15 protein-coding genes and 2 pseudogenes are annotated in these 15,554 nt (G+C 66.4%); 10 read left to right on the top strand and 7 right to left on the bottom strand.

Going from position 1 to position 15,554, the window contains the following annotated elements:
• Positions 1–5 precede the first annotated feature (5 nt).
• Genes ACR2MZ_RS00090 through ACR2MZ_RS00100 form a run of 3 tightly spaced genes read left to right on the top strand, consistent with a single transcriptional unit; the run spans position 6 to position 1,793 of the window.
• The gene (locus tag ACR2MZ_RS00090) at positions 6–158 is read left to right on the top strand and encodes a hypothetical protein (RefSeq protein WP_434003038.1); all 153 of its coding nucleotides are present in this window, start codon (positions 6–8) and stop codon (positions 156–158) included.
• Entirely contained in the window at positions 151–786 is a 636-nt protein-coding gene (locus ACR2MZ_RS00095) for a cytochrome b N-terminal domain-containing protein (protein WP_434003039.1), read from the top strand. The genes ACR2MZ_RS00090 and ACR2MZ_RS00095 overlap by 8 nt, the downstream gene beginning before the upstream one ends.
• Positions 783–1,793: a hypothetical protein gene (locus ACR2MZ_RS00100; RefSeq protein WP_434003040.1), complete on the top strand. Its 1,011-nt coding sequence runs from the start codon at positions 783–785 to the stop codon at positions 1,791–1,793. Before ACR2MZ_RS00095 ends, ACR2MZ_RS00100 begins: the two co-directional genes overlap by 4 nt.
• Positions 1,794–1,922: 129 nt before the next feature.
• Here ACR2MZ_RS00100 and yczE read toward each other — a convergent pair whose 3' ends face one another.
• On the bottom strand, positions 1,923–2,561 hold the full coding sequence (gene yczE, locus ACR2MZ_RS00105) for a membrane protein YczE (RefSeq protein ID WP_434003042.1): 639 nt from the start codon (positions 2,559–2,561) through the stop codon (positions 1,923–1,925).
• A 53-nt stretch (positions 2,562–2,614) separates the two neighbouring features.
• On the bottom strand, positions 2,615–3,199 hold the full coding sequence (locus ACR2MZ_RS00110; RefSeq protein ID WP_434003043.1) for a TetR/AcrR family transcriptional regulator: 585 nt from the start codon (positions 3,197–3,199) through the stop codon (positions 2,615–2,617).
• 323 nt (positions 3,200–3,522) lie between these two features.
• Between ACR2MZ_RS00110 and ACR2MZ_RS00115 the strand changes: the two genes are divergently transcribed.
• The 5 genes and pseudogenes from ACR2MZ_RS00115 (at position 3,523) to ACR2MZ_RS00135 (ending at position 8,008) form a co-directional block, all read left to right on the top strand.
• Positions 3,523–4,263, top strand: a complete 741-nt coding sequence (locus ACR2MZ_RS00115; protein ID WP_434003044.1) for an ABC transporter ATP-binding protein — start codon at positions 3,523–3,525, stop codon at positions 4,261–4,263.
• Positions 4,263–6,815: an ABC transporter permease gene (locus ACR2MZ_RS00120; protein ID WP_434003045.1), complete on the top strand. Its 2,553-nt coding sequence runs from the start codon at positions 4,263–4,265 to the stop codon at positions 6,813–6,815. The genes ACR2MZ_RS00115 and ACR2MZ_RS00120 overlap by 1 nt, the downstream gene beginning before the upstream one ends.
• Before the next feature lie 64 nt (positions 6,816–6,879).
• Positions 6,880–7,434, top strand: a complete 555-nt coding sequence (locus ACR2MZ_RS00125; protein WP_434003046.1) for a hypothetical protein — start codon at positions 6,880–6,882, stop codon at positions 7,432–7,434.
• 28 nt (positions 7,435–7,462) lie between these two features.
• Positions 7,463–7,618, top strand: a pseudogene (locus ACR2MZ_RS00130) (zinc-ribbon domain-containing protein); the annotation flags it as partial.
• Between the two features lie 189 nt (positions 7,619–7,807).
• Positions 7,808–8,008, top strand: coding sequence for a hypothetical protein (locus ACR2MZ_RS00135; RefSeq protein ID WP_434003053.1), 201 nt, complete (start codon positions 7,808–7,810; stop codon positions 8,006–8,008).
• A 116-nt stretch (positions 8,009–8,124) separates the two neighbouring features.
• On the opposite strand, the gene ACR2MZ_RS00140 is transcribed toward ACR2MZ_RS00135, so the two are convergent.
• Positions 8,125–8,478 carry a hypothetical protein gene (locus ACR2MZ_RS00140; protein WP_434003047.1) on the bottom strand — a complete coding sequence of 118 codons (354 nt, stop codon included), beginning with the start codon at positions 8,476–8,478 and terminating at the stop codon, positions 8,125–8,127.
• Positions 8,479–9,027: 549 nt separating this feature from the next.
• Positions 9,028–9,693 carry a DUF4232 domain-containing protein gene (locus ACR2MZ_RS00145; protein ID WP_434003048.1) on the bottom strand — a complete coding sequence of 222 codons (666 nt, stop codon included), beginning with the start codon at positions 9,691–9,693 and terminating at the stop codon, positions 9,028–9,030.
• A gap of 87 nt (positions 9,694–9,780) precedes the next feature.
• Here ACR2MZ_RS00145 and ACR2MZ_RS00150 point away from each other — a divergent pair, with 87 nt between their 5' ends.
• Positions 9,781–10,455 (top strand): response regulator transcription factor, encoded by a 675-nt coding sequence (locus ACR2MZ_RS00150; RefSeq protein WP_434003049.1) that lies wholly within the window; start codon positions 9,781–9,783, stop codon positions 10,453–10,455.
• Between the two features lie 5 nt (positions 10,456–10,460).
• Positions 10,461–11,957 carry a sensor histidine kinase gene (locus ACR2MZ_RS00155; protein ID WP_434003050.1) on the top strand — a complete coding sequence of 499 codons (1,497 nt, stop codon included), beginning with the start codon at positions 10,461–10,463 and terminating at the stop codon, positions 11,955–11,957.
• Here the strand turns inward: ACR2MZ_RS00155 and ACR2MZ_RS00160 are convergent.
• The 3 genes and pseudogenes from ACR2MZ_RS00160 to ACR2MZ_RS00170 form a co-directional block, all read right to left on the bottom strand.
• A complete protein-coding gene (locus tag ACR2MZ_RS00160) occupies positions 11,954–13,165 on the bottom strand; it encodes a CaiB/BaiF CoA transferase family protein (protein WP_434003051.1) in 1,212 nt (403 codons plus the stop codon). The two genes, ACR2MZ_RS00155 and ACR2MZ_RS00160, sit on opposite strands and share 4 nt — an antisense overlap.
• Positions 13,166–13,270: 105 nt before the next feature.
• On the bottom strand, positions 13,271–14,383 hold the full coding sequence (locus ACR2MZ_RS00165; RefSeq protein ID WP_434003052.1) for a COG4280 domain-containing protein: 1,113 nt from the start codon (positions 14,381–14,383) through the stop codon (positions 13,271–13,273).
• 289 nt (positions 14,384–14,672) lie between these two features.
• Positions 14,673–15,554, bottom strand: a pseudogene (locus tag ACR2MZ_RS00170) (zinc-binding dehydrogenase); the annotation flags it as partial.

Consider the following 15,554-nt stretch of genomic DNA (forward strand, 5'->3'; position numbering starts at 1 on the left):
AATATGTGGACAACCCGGCCGGATACTTGCATCTGGGATTCATTGTGATCTCGATCCCCAACCTGGTGGTGATTGCGGTCATGGTCGTTCTTTTCCTGGCCGCGCTGATCGTGCCCTTTCCTCGCGAGGAACGAACCGAGAAGACGACTCGTGAGTGAGAAAACCCGGTCTCGCGGCGAGCGACCAAGCTGGACGGGCGCGGCCCGCGATTTTCTGGCCGGTCGGCTTCCCCTTGAGCACCTCCTGCCTGAGCGACAGCCCTACTACGTGGGGTCGTGGGTCTACGTCTTCGGCGTGATCACGATCGCCGCGCTGGTCTGGACGATCGCGAGTGGAGTGGTGCTCGCATTCTTCGGGCCGCAGTGGTGGCATGTCAGTTCGGTCGGCCGATTCTTCAACAGCCTCCACTTCTGGAGCGTCCAGCTCTTCTTCATCTTCATGGTGCTGCACCTCTGGGGCCAGTATTTCGCGGCCGGATGGCGCGATGGGCGAGCGCCCACCTGGATGATCGGCGCTGTCATCTTCCTCGTCAGCATCGTGGCCGGCTTCACCGGCTACGTGTCACAACAGAACTTCGACTCCCAGTGGATCGCCATTAACGCCAAGGACGCCGTCAACGCGACGGGAGCCGGCAGTCTGTTCAACATTCTCAACTTCGGCCAGATGTACGGATTGCACGTAATGCTGATCCCTGTCGCAGTCACTGTGCTGGTCGTGCTGCATGTAGTGCAAATCCGGATGCGCGGAGTCGTAAGGCCAATCGAGCACGGCAAACCTCGCTCATGAGCACGCGCGCCGCCGAGCAAGAGGCGTACTACCGCGGGATCCGGATGGTGCGCTACGACCTGCTCAAGGAGGTCGCGGTAGCGCTGGCAGTCACCCTGGCGCTGACTGTGGTCATGGCAGCTGTGCTGTCCTCCCCGGACATCCAGCCGGAGACGATCCAGAGCTGGTCTCAAAACCAGCCGGTCGACTTCGTGACCACCGCGACGGGTGAGCTGGCGGGCACGACAACGTCAGCGGGCTACGGAGCGCCATACAACGACGGATCCGGCTCGGTCCAGAGCATCGGCTTCTTCTCGCCCCAGGCGTGGGCGGGTGTGCACGAGCCCGTGGATCCGGCCCAGGACTTCGTCCTCAAGCCCTTGCAGGCAGCCGCGGCGGGCAACGGGGCGCTGACGACAGCGATCAGCCAGTACAACGGCGCCACGGACAAGCAGCGGCAGGGTTGGCTCGACGCATACACGAAGGCGCTGAAGGATGCAAAGGCGGACAGCGGACAGGTAACAGTGGCCGCGGGTGAGTACGGCCCGCTGCCTGCAATGATGGCTAACCTCCTGCAGCTGGCTCGGGCGGGAGGGCTGGACGGCTATCTGATCAGCGGCGGCCGCTTCTACCAGACCGACTACACGCGGCCGCTGCTCTTCATGGGCGACGGGACGTATCTGTCCTCACTGGCCGGCGACCAGCACCTGTTGGGCAACCAGTGGGGCATGATGAACGAGACAGGCAGCTACCCCGGCCAGGCGTGGCTCTGGCTGTACACCATGTGGTATCAGCTCCCGCCCTACAACGGCGCCCCCAACGCGGACATGCTGGTCGTCCTGACAATGCTGGTGCTCAGCCTCGCCCTCGTCCTGGTGCCGTTCATCCCGGTCCTTCGCGACATTCCTCGCTGGCTGCCGCTGCACCGGCTCATCTGGCGCTCCGACCACAGCGGGGACCAATCGGGGCCGGGAGCGATCACCGAAGCGCAGTCCCCGGAGGCCGGCGGCAGCCAGGGCAGCGCCTGAGGCCGGTCGCCTTGGAGAGGGACACCGATGTCGACGATGTTGGGCCTGCGCCGATCTCGCCGCCCCTCGAGGTGCGCTCGTGACGAGCCTGGTCGCCGGCAGCGCGGCGCGGGTGGCCTACGTTTGGCTTCAAGGCTGACTCGACCGACGCTCCCGCTTCGGGTTGGCCCGGGCCGCCGGCAGGGCGAGTCTCGGCAAGGCGCGGGAGACCAGGGGGCCGATGCTCACGGCGAACAGCACTGTGGCGATGCCGACGCTGCCGCCGAGAGCCCAGCCGATGGCCAGCACCGTCAGTTCGATCGCCGCCCGGGCGACTAACACGGGGATTCCCCGAGCGGCGAGGCCGGTCATGATCCCGTCGCGGGGGCCGGGGCCCCAGCCCGCGCCCACGTAGAGGCCGGTGGCGAGAGCAGTGGCCAGGATCGCAACCACCAAAAACAAAGCTTGCGCCGCCGGCTGGTGGGGTGACGGGATCAGCTTCAGTCCCAGGTCCAGAACGGGCCCCACCACCAGAGCGTTCGCCACGGTGCCGATGCCGAGGTGCTGGTGAAGAGGCAGCCAAGCCAGCAACAGCAGGATCGACGTGACGACTGTGATCTCACCAAGGGTCCACCCGAATCGGCGCGAGACACCCTGGTTGAACACGTTCCAAGGGTCAAGCCCGAGGTTGGCTTTGACCAGCAGCGCCAGCGCCAGGCCGTACAACACAAGGCCGGTCAGCAAGCGGGTGGCGCGACTGACCGACCGGTCCCATGGGCCCACCAGCACGACGCTGGCGAATAGGCGGGTCGCGCGCCTGCACGGCAGATCCCTCGGGCGGCTCAGGTTCGGCTGTCCGTGCCGGCCGCGGCGACCAGAAGTGCAGCCACCTGGGTGGCTTCGGCGACTACCCGGGGAGCCGCCCCAACGCCCTGGACGAGCACTCGTCCGCTGACACCGTCGATGAGCAAGAGCAGCTGCGACGCCAGCTGTTCGGGCCTGCGCAGGTCTGCGTCGCTCGCCAGTTGGGCCAGGAACTCGACCAGCCAGCGCTTCTCACGGCTCACGACCCCCCGGGCCGGATCCTGGGGATCGACCAGCTCGGCGGCGGCATTGAGGAACGCGCAGCCACGTGCCCCGTCCCGCTCGTACCAGTCGGCCAACCAGGTGAACACCGCCAGCGGCCGCTGCCGGATGTCGTCAGTCCGGTTTACCCAAGCTCGTAGTTCCTCCACACGCTGCTCGTGACGCTGCTCGAGGACAGCAGTGACGAGTTGACCCTTGGAGCGGAAGTGGGCGTAGAGGGTCGGTTTAGACACTCCCGCTGTCCGCACGACCGCGTCGACGCCGGTGGCTGTGAGGCCTGCGTTATAGAACAGCTCGCCGCCCGCCGCCAGCAGTCGGTCACGCGCGTGCGCTTGAGTCATCCTTACTTACCTTACCGGTCTGTCAACCTCGAAGCGACGCCTTTGATCCGAAATGTGGAGCTGCCTTTGGCGGTCGCGCGAAGCCGTCGGCGCCGAGATAACCCCGCTGGGGCAAGCTGGTCGCCCGCCACCGGGCGGGCGCTCAATCAAGCAACCATCTGGAACCGACACTAGTCGGCCACCGAAAGCGGTTAGCGTGGGGTGACGATCGCAAAATGACAGGCACCACACGAGGGTCCGCAAGGGGCCTGCGGCGGTCCGCCAAGGAGCTAGGAGATGATGGCTGATTTGAAAGGGGGCAGTGATCGACCTGGGGCGTCGGTATGAATCACACCAGCGCCGCCGCCCGGGCCGTGGACACATGGAAGGTTTACGGAACTACCGAGGAAACTCACGTCGATGCCCTGGCCGGCGTGAGCGTCGAATTCCAGCGGGGTCACTTCACGGCGATCATGGGTCCCTCGGGGTCAGGCAAGTCCACCCTGATGCACTGCCTGGCCGGATTGGATACCGTCACCCGAGGCGAGGTTTGGATCGGAGACACCCAGGTCAACACCCTCGGCGATCGCGGCCTCACCCGACTCCGCCGCGACCAGGTCGGCTTCATCTTTCAGCAGTTCAACCTGCTGCCTACGCTGACCGCAGAGGAGAACATCACGCTCCCGCTGGCCATCGGAGGGCGAAGGCCGGATCGCGCGTGGATGGATCAGGTAGTTCAGACGCTCGGCCTCGGCGACCGGCTCCGGCATCGACCGTCGCAGCTCTCCGGCGGCCAGCAGCAGAAGGTGGCGTGCGCCCGCGCGCTGGTCCCCCGGCCGGATGTTGTGTTCGCCGACGAGCCCACCGGCAACCTCGATTCCCGCTCCGGCGCCGAGGTCCTGAAGTTCCTGCAGGGCTCCGTGCGGGACTTCAGTCAGACAGTCGTCCTGGTTACGCACGACCCGAATGCCGCCTCCTACGCCGATCGCGTGATCTTCCTCGCCGACGGTTGCGTAGTTGACGAGATGGCCGACCCCAGCCCTCAGCGGCTGCTGGAGCGGATGAAACCTCTGGACGCTGCGTGATGTTCAACGCAACCCTGAAGAGCCTGCTGTCGCGCAAGCTGCGCCTGCTGCTCTCCGGGCTGGCTGTGGTGCTGGGCGTGATGGCGGTCTCCGGCGCTCTGGTCCTCACCGACTCCTTGGGCAGGTCGTTCGACGCGCTGTTCCAGACGATCGATGCCAACGTCGACGTCGCAGTCGTCGCCGCGCCCCACATCGATCCCACTCAGAGTGGAGGCAGCGCCGCCCCCCTGACGATCCCCGCGGCGGTGGTGGGCAGAGTGGCGGCAGTGGAGGGAGTGAAGAAGGCGACAGGGACCGTCGCGGCAGATGGCGCCAGGGTGATCGGTCCCACGGGCAAGGTCATTTCCAGCCAGGGCCCGCCGCGGCTTGGCCTTGCCTGGCGGTCTGACAGCAGTCTGGTCGAGCTGCGCCAGGGCCGCGGTCCACAGGCGGCCGACGAAGTTGCGATCAACGCCAATCTGGCCAAGCAAGGCAAATTCAGCGTCGGCAGCCCGATCGAGGTCCTCACCCTGCAGCCGAAGCGCAGGTTCACTGTCGTTGGCATCTTTGGCTATCCCGGGGGCCGGGACTCCATCGGCGGCGAAACCACTGTCTCCTTCACCGAGCCGGTCGCCCAGGAGTTGTTGCTGGGCCGTCAGGGCGTCTATACGGGGATCGACGTCAGCGCCAAAACTGGAGTCGCGCCAGCCAAGTTGCGCGATGAGATACATGCCGCGCTGGGCAGCGCTTACAAGGTCCGAACGGGTCAGCAGGTAGCCGCCGACGACGCCGCGGGCCTGAAGCAGTTCCTGGACGTCGTCCGCAACATCCTGCTGGGCTTCGCCGGCATCACGTTGTTCGTCGGCATCTTTCTCATCATCAACACGTTCTCCATCCTCGTCGCCCAGCGGACCCACGAGCTGGCGCTGTTTCGGGCGCTGGGGGCCAGCCGCGGCCAAGTGCTCGGTTCGGTGCTCATCGAAGCGGCCCTGATCGGCTTAGTCGCCTCCACCATCGGCGTCCTCGCCGGCTTCGGCCTCGCTGCTCTCCTCAGGAAGGCGTTCGAGGCGTTCGGCACCAGCAATCTGCCCAGCCCGGGGCTCGCCCTGCCAGTCGCTCCCATCGTCGTCGGCTACCTCGTCGGGATGGTGGTCACGGCCGTCGCCGCCCTGCTCCCGGCTCTCAGGGCCTCGCGCATTCCTCCCATCGCGGCCATGCGGGATGCCGCCACACCTGACAAGCCGCTGACAGCGCTCACTGTTGCGGGCGCGCTGCCCACCCTGATTGGCGCGGCGGCCGTGAGCGCGGCGCTCTTTATCGACCTGGGCGGCAACCGGCTATGGACCCTGATCGCCGGTGTGCTGCTGGTCTTCGTCGGTGTCGCCATGCTGACACCGGCGATCAGCCGGCCTGTGGTGTCGCTACTCGGTCGAGCGCTCTCCTGGTCGATTGCGGGGAAGCTGGGTCGCCGCAACTCGGCCCGCAATCCGCGGCGAACAGCGATCACAGCGGCGACTTTGATGATCGGCATCGCTCTGGTCACGGGCGTGAGCGTGATCGGCAGCTCGCTCACGGCGACGCTGGACCAGCTCGTGACGCGCGATCTGCGAGCCCAGCTGATCATCGCTGGCGACCAGACCGGATCCACCACACCGACGTACGATCCCGCCGTCATCGACCGCTCTCAGCACCTACCAGGCGTGAGCCAGGCGGTTGCCTTTTACTCGGACTTCGCCCAGGTCGGAACTACTGTCGTCCCAGTGGAGGCCGGTGACGCCGCCAAACTCGTCGACACGTTCAGTCTGAAGGTGCACGCGGGTCAGCTCCGAACGTTGAAGACGCGAGAGATGGCCGTCGACGACGCGTTCGCGACCGGCCGGCACCTTCGGGTTGGACAGACGGTCGAGGTGGTGACCCAGCGCGGTGCTCGGCAGACGTTCACAGTGGTGGCGATCTACAAGGCGACCCAGTTCCTGCCCGGGCCACTTCTCTCCGTCCAAGACGCCATCGGCGGTTTCGCTTCCCCCCAGCCCAGCGCGGGCTTCATCACACTCCAACCGGGCGTCAGCGCTGATGCTGTTCAGAGGCAGGTGGAGGCGCTGCTGAAGGACAATCCCGAGGTCAGCGTCCGAAATCAGGCGGATTTCGCACAGCAGCAAGCCAGCCAGGTCAACACCGTGCAGGTCATCCTCTACGTCCTGCTCGCGCTCGCGATAGTCATCGCCGTGCTCGGCATCGTCAACACCCTCGCGCTCTCGATCCTGGAGCGGACCCGGGAGCTGGGCCTTCTGCGAGCGGTCGGCCTGCTCCGGTCCCAGGTGGCGCAGATGGTCACAGTGGAGTCCGTAGTGATCTCGGTCTTCGGCGCTCTGCTGGGACTGGTGGTCGGTTCGGTGCTGGGTGCAGCGGTTGTGCGTGCTCTGCGTGACCAGGGCATCTCGGTGCTCCGGTTCTCCTGGGGGACGATCGGCATCTTCCTGGTGTTGGCTGTCATAGTCGGCCTGATCGCCGCGGTCATTCCCGCGATAAGAGCGGCGCGAACCAACGTCTTGCGGGCGATCGCCTACGAGTGAGTGGCGCTAGAGTTTTTCCGATGGGTAGGGAGCCGTCGGCGGCGCGCGAGGTGAGGGTCTGAACGTGAGCAGCACTGTGGAGCAGCCCGACGACGAACTGGTGAAGGAGGTCTTCGCCCACTTCGGTCTGGCCGTCTACCTGGCCCAAGCTTTGGAGCACAGTCTGCTGAACGCACTGACGACCGTTTACGGTCCAGGGCCTACCAAGCTCACCCAGGCTGAGCTGGAAAAGCGATTCGAGAACTTGAACGCGCGGACGCTGACGGCGCTGGTGGACACTCTGCGTGATGCCGGTCTGCCGGCCGAACTCATGCCGACAGTGCGCACCGCGCTGGAGGATCGCAACCGCCTTGCTCACGAGTTCTTCTGGGCCCACGCGCTCGACTTCGCGTCCGCGGAGGGTTGTCGGCGCCTGCTGGCTGAGCTGCTGGAGATGCAGCAGCGACTAAGTGATTGCACAGGCCGGGTGGAAGCCGAGGTGCACAGGTGGGCCGCCGCTCACGGAATCAGCACCCAGGACTTCGACGCCATCCACGCCGCGATGCTGGACCGAGGCCACGTGCTCAGTGGCAGCGAGGTTGACGAGGTCATCGGCCCCAGACGTGGGAAGCCCGCCTAGCCGCTCTCAGCAGGAGACAAAAGTTCAGATGTACCAAGCGAATGCCCCAACTTGCCGGTCTTGTGGCCAACCCGTCGCCGCCAACACGCGGTTCTGCAGTCACTGTGGCGCACCTGTCCACTTGGACGTCACGCAAAATTGCCAGCGCTGCGGCACTGCCAATCCAACTGAAAACCGCTTCTGCGCCAGCTGCGGAAACGCCCTGACGGCTGGATCGGCAGCGCCTCCAGCCGCCACGGGGCCGCCCGCCGGGTCCTCGACGCCACCCGGCTGGCCGCCCCCTCCGTTGGGCGGTGCAGCACCGCCGGCGTCAGGACCCTTCGGCTCCTTTGGCCGCGGCTCGTTTGGCCGGCCGTCCTGGAGCCAGATCGCCATGGGTGGATTGGGCGGCCTGGCGCTGGGGTCGCTGCTCGGCGGGGGCGGCGGCTTCTTCGGTCGCGGCCTATTCGGCGGGGGTTGGGGCGGCGGCGGTTGGGGAGGCGGTTGGGGCGACGGTGATGACCGTGGCTGGGGCGGAGACGACGGCGGCTTCGGCGGAGGTGGCGACGGCGGAGATGGTGGCGACGGTGGCTAGCCTCAGGGCTTACGGACTGAGGTCCGCGAGGGAAACGTCGAGCTTCCCTCTACGCCCGGTCACGAGCTGACTGCAGGCCGTGCGCGCAGCGCTGATTTGGCCATCGCCGGCCGCCGTCAGCTAGCTGCTAGACGCCCGGCCAACGAGCGCTCCTCGACGGTCAATTCGGCAGCCGAATGCTGTGATACCGACCAGGTGCCCATCGCTTGCAGTTCCCCGAGGCGACCACCATCCAGTGCAGCTGCGATCTTGGCGCGCACCAAAGCCTCCTCAGCTGGGTCGCTGATGAAGACCGTCCGCACAGTCACGCTCTGACCTTCGCCCTCGACGGCTGTGTGGTGGGGCCAACGGCAGGGACCATCGTGCTCCCAGTGGCCGCAGAGTGCCGCGGTGACGGCGCCGCCCGGAGCGCGATGGTCGGAGCCTGGCGCAAGCACGACTTCCGCTGCGTGAACGTAGGGCCGACGCATCTGCGGAGTCTAGGTTTTTGCGTGCGCTCGGAGCACTCTGAGCTCAGGGCCCCGGCCAGCCCTCCCCGCCCGGCGGAGTGAAGCGCCTGCCACCGCCCTCGGCCCGGCTCACCCGCCCGCCCTCGTCATGCACGCGCCGGTGATGACGGCGGCAGAGCAGGAGAAGGTTCTCCAGCTCCGTCCACCCTGGGATGAGTTCATCCGAGCCTCTATGCCTCGCAACGTGCATGCTTTAGACCGCCACGAAAACCACAGAGTCGGGAGAAACCCATGGTGCCGCGGGAGACGGTGCGGCGCTACGGTTGCGATGCGCTGCTGACCATCGAGCGAAAGTGCGAGGCGCCACTCGGAGAGGCAGGTCGGGCCAGGCGGGTGGTGCCTCCCTCGCTGCGGTGGGCGCTGCACCGGCGGGATGGTGGCTGTCGCTTCCCCGACTGTGACCGACCGCCGGAGTGGACCGACGCCCACCACCTGAAGCACTGGGCGGACGGTGCATCCGGAGTCAACTTTTGTCAGGTCTCCGGTCTCAGGTCACCGAGGGTATTTCGGTCAAGCGGGTCCCGGGCCGGCCGCGCGGATCGGCGTGACATCGATCTCCCCGCCCCCGCACGGAGCAAGGCTCCATCCGCTGACTGAGATCAGGCGATGGTCGTACTCGTCGGGCGGAGTGACCTCGAGCTGAGCAGCCTGCGGACAGGGACCTTCGGAGCCATGTGGTACATCGGACCAGGCAGCCTGAAACGAGGCGGCGGTCCCGGGCTCCAGGCTGAAGCCGGAAGGGCCGGCCTCAGTCGAGAAGACGCCTCCATTGCGGACCACGTGGGTGGGGAGGGGGCGCCCAGCCGCGTCGAGCATGAGCATCCCCACATACCCCAAGATCACGCAGCGGGAGGTTGAGGTGTTGGCGACCCGGAAGGTGTCGACGATGGTCCCCGCGGCGCCCTGCGAGCCGGCGAAGCTGACCAGGAGAACGCCTGTGTGGCACCTGGCAAGTACGGTGGTTGTGCCCGGCGTGGGCACAACCACCGGTGTGGGGAGAGAGGTCGGCGCTGGTGCAGTTGGGGCGCTGCCCGCAGGTGTGGGCGAGCTTGAGACGTTGGGCGTCGGCGAGGTATGAACATGGTTCACTGCCACCGGAGGATGCGGACCCGCGATGTCACATCCGCTGGCAGTGAGAAGCACAAACGCGACCAAGAGCGGAACACTGATCTTCATGATGTGCAAGCTAGTGCGGCATTCTGAACCCTCGCTAACAGCCTGATTTCGTTTCAATTCAGGAAGTCACCGATATGCTGCTCGCCGATGCGGGTGTTGATCGTCGAGGATGATGCGGAGCTGGCCGAGAGTCTGCACCGCGGGCTCGAGGAACTCGGCCTGGCTGTCGACACCGCCGGGGACGGGGAGGAGGCGCTCGCAGCGGTCGCGGTCGTGAGCTACGACGTCATCGTGCTCGACGTCATGCTGCCCGGGCGGGATGGCTTCGCCGTCGTGAAAGAGCTGCGCAGCCGCAAGCTCCGCATACCGGTGCTGATGCTGACCGGACTCGGCGCTGTGGAGGATAGAGTCAAGGGCCTCGAGTCGGGCGCGGACGATTACCTGGTCAAGCCGTTCGCGCTGAAGGAGCTGGTGGCCAGAATCCGCGCTTTGGCCCGCCGGCATCTACCCGACCGCGCAGCGATCGTGGATGCGGGGCCGATCAGGCTGGACTCGGCAGCGCACAGAGTGCTGGTGCAAGGCGCTGAGGTTGCGCTGACCGGTAAGGAGTTCGCCATCCTGGAATTCTTCCTGCTGCACCGGGACCGCGTGCTGAGCCGCGAGAGCATCCTGGCCAATGTGTGGGATTTCGATTTGGAGGACGGTCGCAACCTGGTGGAGGTCTACATGGGGCGGCTGCGCCGGAAGCTGGAGTCGGCAGGCTTGGCGGACCCATTCACCACGATCAGGGGCGTCGGCTATCGTTTTCGCCTCCCTGACTGACCGGCATGGTCAGCGCCTTTCGCTCCACGCGAGCACGGTTGGTTTTCGTTCAGGTGGCAATTCTGGCCATCGCCACAGCCGTCACCGCGGTCGCGATCTTCGAACTGGTCACGGTCCCCAGCAGCAACCAGGCAGACCAAGCCCTCTACGACCAGTGGAGCGCAGTTGCCAACGGACTCGACCTGCAGGGTGGCCGGGTGGTTTATCCGGCCGGGCGGCTTCCCCAGACGTCGGCCACCACACAAGAACCGGTCGAGATTGACGTGTTCACTGAAAGCGGCCTGCTGGTCCAGACCGAGAAGCAGAGCCTGAGTCCGGCTTACCTGAGCCAGCAGGCCGCCACCGTACTGCACAGTGGCGGGCGGGTGGGCCCGCTGCAGACCCGTGACGCCTCGGGGGGTGGCCGCCGCGTGTACGCCGCGGCCCAGCCGCTGGGAGATCCGCCCAATCAGCAGCAGGCTGCGGTGATAGTGAGTCTGTCCACGGTCGACCTGGATGCTCTGAGACAGCGCCTGCTCGTGTCGCTTGTCGTGGGCAGTGGTCTGGTGATTGCCTCTGGCGGCGTCCTGGCCTGGCTGCTCGTCGGACGCACCCTCCGTCCGGTCCGCGCCATTGCGGCCGCGGCGCGCGACATAGGCGATCAGGAGCTGCACCGCCGGGTGACTGTGCAGGCGGCTCCGGACGAGGTGGGCGAGCTGAAGGCCACTTTCAACGAGATGCTGGCCAGGCTGGAGAAAAGCTTCCAGAGCCTGCGCCAGTTCACTGCGGATGCCTCGCACGAGCTGAGGAGCCCACTCACACTCATGCGGACCGAGGTCGACGTGGCGTTGACCAGGCTACGAACCCCCACCGAATATCAGCGGGTCCTGCAGCGCGTGCAGCGCGAGCTCGAGCACCTCGGGCGGGTTGCGGATCAGCTCCTGCTTCTGGCCCAGGCAGACGCGGGCCATCTGCTGCCGAATCGCGTAGCGCTGGACGTGCCCGACTTGACAGAGGAAGTCGCCGCACGCTGGCGGGGAACGGCGGGTGGCCGAGGAATAGACCTTCGCGCGCACGCCCCTGATTCGGGGTTGGTGCTGGCCGACCCGGACCTGCTGCGGCGCGTGCTCGACAACCTACTCGACAATGCCCTGAGGCACAGTCCCGAGACTGGTCAGGTGAACCTGAGCGTCGCTCGTCGGGGGCAGGAGTGGTGGTTTGAGGTGGCGGATCAGGGCACAGGGGTTCCGGTCGGGATACGCGACAGAATCTTCGAGCGCTTCACCCGCGCCGATTCAGCGCGCGGCCGTCGGTCGGGCGGCGCCGGGCTGGGACTGGCCTTATCCGCCGCAGTGGCGCGCGCCCACAACGGGACACTGGAGCTGGTGGACGAGGCAGCTGGCAGGGGCGCCACCTTCCGCCTCCGGCTTCCGGCGCCACGTCTCGAGAACGTTTCGAAGCGTCTGCCTGGCAAGGACCCGGCATCGGTCAACGGCGCTGGCCAAGAAGGCGCGGCCCCCTAGACGACGCCTGCGGTCACGAGCTCTGCCAGCTCCGCCGGCGGCACGCCCAGCAGGTCGCAGTAGACCTCGCGGTTGTGAGCCCCCAGTTCCCACGGCCCCGTAAACCGCGCCTCTCCTGGTGTCTCCGACAGCTTCGGCACTATGCCCGGCGCGGTGACCTCGCCCAGCTCCGGGTCGTCCATGCTGAGCAGCATCCGGCGAGCCTGGAAGTGCGGGTCGCTGAAGATGTCCGCCACCGAGTAGACAGGCCCACAGACGACGCCGGCCGCATTCAGCAGGCGGTCGATCTCGGCCGCGTCCCGTTCACCCGCCCAGCCGGAGATGATCTCGTCCAGTGGCTTCTGATTCTGACCCCGGAGCCAGTGCGTCTGGAACCGCTCATCCGTGAGCAGGTCGGGGCGGCCGATCACTTGGCAGAGGCGCTGCCAGAGGTTGGGTGAGTTGGCAGCTATCACCACCCACTTCTCATCTCGAGAGCGGTAGACGTTGGAGGGGGCGATGTGCTCCAGTACTGTGCCTGTCGGTCCCCGCACCTCACCCAGCTTTCCGTACTCAGGCACTATCGACTCCAGCAGGGCGTAGCAGCTCTCGACGATGGAGGCGTCCACCACCTGGCCCCGGCCAGAGACGCTGCGTCGGTAGAGCGCCATCAGCACACCGATGGTGGCAAACATGGCAGCCAGCGAGTCGCCCAGCGAGACACCCATTCGCGGTGGCGCCTGATCGGGATAGCCGTTGATGTGGCGCAGCCCGCCCATCGCCTCACCTGCCGCGGCAAACCCGGCTCGGTCGCTGTAGGGCCCGGTCTGGCCGTAGCCGGAGACGCGGGCCACTATCAGTCCCGGATTGATTTGGCGCAACTCGTCCGGACCGACACCCCAGCGCTCCAGCGTGCCTGGCCGGAAGTTCTCGATCAGCACGTCGGACTTCTCGACCAGCCGCCGGAGCAGATCCTGGCCGCGTTCGCTGTGCAGGTCGAGTGTGATGAGCTTCTTGTTCCGGCTCTGCACAGGCCACCAGAGCGAGCGGCCCCGGTAGCGGTGGCGGCCCCATTCCCGGAGCGGGTCACCGCGGCCGGGCAGCTCAACCTTGATCACCTCGGCGCCGAACTCCGCCAGCAGCCGGCCGCAGTATGGTCCCGCCAGGAGCGTGCCCAGCTCGATTGCGCGGACTCCTTCCAGCGGTCCTGCGCAGCCTTTCTCAGTCATGCCTGCTGCCTCTCGGCCGTGCGTGCCGCGTGACTCGGGCTGCGCGCGGGAAGCTTGCCGACCACCTCTGACTGCATTGCCGCAGACTAGCGGACAGCCATCCCCTTAGACCTTCGCATCGCGGGTCTCCGCAGGCTGGTTCCGGGACTCCTCCTGGTCTTTCAGGGCCCCGCTTTTTGCGATGGCCTGCGCCGGGAAAGGTCTGGCGGGCTGTTCGGCTTCCTGGGGAACGCCATGATCAAGTGGCTTCCGCCGTTCGCGCACATGCCCAGACGTTTCTCCCACCCCGATCAGAAGGGCAACGAGGATGGCGCCCGCCAGCAGTAGGCCGGCCATCTCCGTGTTGCCGGGCCAGTGAGCCACGATGAGGCCTGTGACTGCCAGAGCCGCGACGGTCGCGATGGCAAGCCGTCCGTCTCCTACGAAGAGGCCCCAAACCTCGTCGACTATCGCCCGCAGGATCCTTATGGCGCGTGCGGGTTCGCGAGCCGGGCCTGGTGTCCGCCTCAGTGCCCAGACGATGATGATCGAGACGGTCCCGTAGCCGGCGATGAGAGGCAGCAGGACCAGGTCGGAATGCCACCATTCGATGCCGAGTCCCTCGCCTGCGAAGAACGTGCCGAAACTGGTGAGCATGATGCCCACGACGTACTTCATGAGGTTCTCAGGAACCCTGCTAAGCGGATGCCGGACGAAAATGCCGGCGATCACCACTATCACGAGAGAAATCAGGGCACCCAGGCTTGCGGCGCCAAGGTTATTCAAGCCCGCTAGGGCGACTACGATGAAGACGACCTCCAGGCCCTCGAGGAGCACTCCGTTGAAAGCAGTCGAAACGCCGCGCCAATCGATGGCGGTCGCGGTGGCGGTTGCCTCGCTCAGTTCCTCATGCAGCCCCGCAAACTCTTGGTCCTCATTGCGCAGAGCCACCAGGCCGGCCGACCGGAGCATGGCCTTGTGAAGCCAGCGGATGCCGAAGAGCAACAGGAGCAGGCCGACTACGAAGCGGGCGACTGGCAGAGGGATGGCCTTCGTGGCGCTGGCCCCGAGGATCAGGACCACGATAACCAGCGCAAGCAACGCCCCAATGCCGCTGAACATCCCGACCAGCGCAGATTTCCAGCCTCTGAAGAGGCCCACAGCGAGGACGATGGTGAGGGCTTCTACCCACTCCACTGCAGCGGCAATTGCCGTTGCAAGCAGGACGAAAATGTTCATGCTTCAACCTCCGGGAACACTCGAACCGCCCATTTGATTCTGGTTAGCCGGAAAAGCAATCGCGGGTGCGCCGGCTCCCGCGGCCGCAAGGTCTGACACTCAGTTGCCCAAATCTTCAGCATGCGACGTCCCAGACCGGCGCGCTGATGCCGGCGTTCCGGGCCTGGCAGGCCTCGTCACGCATCTTAGGATGCGCTCGTTAGCCTCCGCGCCAGGCCTTGGCACCGCGCGCCTGGAACGCCGATTCAAGGAGCCTCCGGCGTGCTAAACGTCCGACCGTTACAGTCAACTAGGCGACGCCCGGATGCAGGACCATCTTGATGGCGCCGTTCTCCTTCGCCTGGAACATGCGGTAGGCCTCGGGAGCCTCATCCAGCGTGAGGTGATGGGTGGCCAGCGTCTCGACGCCGAGGGGGTCGCCGTCGGTCTCCAGCAGCGGCAGGATTTCGGGAACCCAGCGCTTGACGTGCGCCTGGCCCATGCGGACCTGAACGCCCTTGTCGAAGAGCTCCATCATGGGCAGCGGGTCGACGGCGCCCCCGTAGACGCCGCTGATGGAGAGGGTGCCGCCGCGACGCACTGAGGCGATGGCGTCGAGCAGTGCGTCCAGGCGATCCATCGCGCCCTTCTCGACCACCTTCCGCGCGGCTGGATCCGGTAGGAAGTTGACCATGAGCTGACTGAACTTGGCAGCCGCGCCGGCGACGCCGTGAGCCTCCATGCCCACCGCGTCGATGACGGAGTCGGTGCCGCGGCCGTCAGTCATCTCCGGATCGCCGCCGAAACGTCCTCCGAATCATTGGCGTCGATAGTCTCGGCGCCGAACTGGCGCGCCAGCTCCAGGCGCTCGGGGACCATGTCCACCCCTATCACCCGTTCCACGCCGAGCTGACGCGCCATGCGGCAGCACATCTGCCCGATCGGGCCCAGTCCGAACACGGCGAGGGATCCGCCAGCCGGCACGTCGGCATACTCGACGGCCTGCCACGCGGTGGGCAGAACGTCCGAGAGATAGAGGAAGCGATCATCGCGGGTGCCCTCGGGAACCTTGATGGGTCCGAAGTCGGCATGCGGTACGCGCAGGTATTCGGCCTGGCCGCCCGGCACCTGGCCGTAGAGGGAGGTGTAGCCGAAGAGGCGAGCGCCCTTGCCCGTCTCGTAGTTCTGGGTG

This window comes from Candidatus Dormiibacter sp. (assembly GCF_050999135.1).
Lineage (GTDB): Bacteria > Chloroflexota > Dormibacteria > Dormibacterales > Dormibacteraceae > Dormiibacter > Dormiibacter spiritus.

Bases quoted from the DNA above. Each gene is read 5' to 3' on its own strand.
- ACR2MZ_RS00100 (WP_434003040.1), top strand. From the start codon at position 783: ATGAGCACGCGCGCCGCCGAGCAAGAGGCGTACTACCGCGGGATCCGG.
- ACR2MZ_RS00110 (WP_434003043.1), bottom strand. From the start codon at position 3,199: ATGACTCAAGCGCACGCGCGTGACCGACTGCTGGCGGCGGGCGGCGAG.
- ACR2MZ_RS00115 (WP_434003044.1), top strand. From the start codon at position 3,523: ATGAATCACACCAGCGCCGCCGCCCGGGCCGTGGACACATGGAAGGTT.
- ACR2MZ_RS00120 (WP_434003045.1), top strand. From the start codon at position 4,263: ATGTTCAACGCAACCCTGAAGAGCCTGCTGTCGCGCAAGCTGCGCCTG.
- ACR2MZ_RS00135 (WP_434003053.1), top strand. From the start codon at position 7,808: ATGGGTGGATTGGGCGGCCTGGCGCTGGGGTCGCTGCTCGGCGGGGGC.
- ACR2MZ_RS00140 (WP_434003047.1), bottom strand. From the start codon at position 8,478: ATGCGTCGGCCCTACGTTCACGCAGCGGAAGTCGTGCTTGCGCCAGGC.
- ACR2MZ_RS00145 (WP_434003048.1), bottom strand. From the start codon at position 9,693: ATGAAGATCAGTGTTCCGCTCTTGGTCGCGTTTGTGCTTCTCACTGCC.
- ACR2MZ_RS00150 (WP_434003049.1), top strand. From the start codon at position 9,781: ATGCGGGTGTTGATCGTCGAGGATGATGCGGAGCTGGCCGAGAGTCTG.
- ACR2MZ_RS00155 (WP_434003050.1), top strand. From the start codon at position 10,461: ATGGTCAGCGCCTTTCGCTCCACGCGAGCACGGTTGGTTTTCGTTCAG.
- ACR2MZ_RS00160 (WP_434003051.1), bottom strand. From the start codon at position 13,165: ATGACTGAGAAAGGCTGCGCAGGACCGCTGGAAGGAGTCCGCGCAATC.
- ACR2MZ_RS00165 (WP_434003052.1), bottom strand. From the start codon at position 14,383: ATGAACATTTTCGTCCTGCTTGCAACGGCAATTGCCGCTGCAGTGGAG.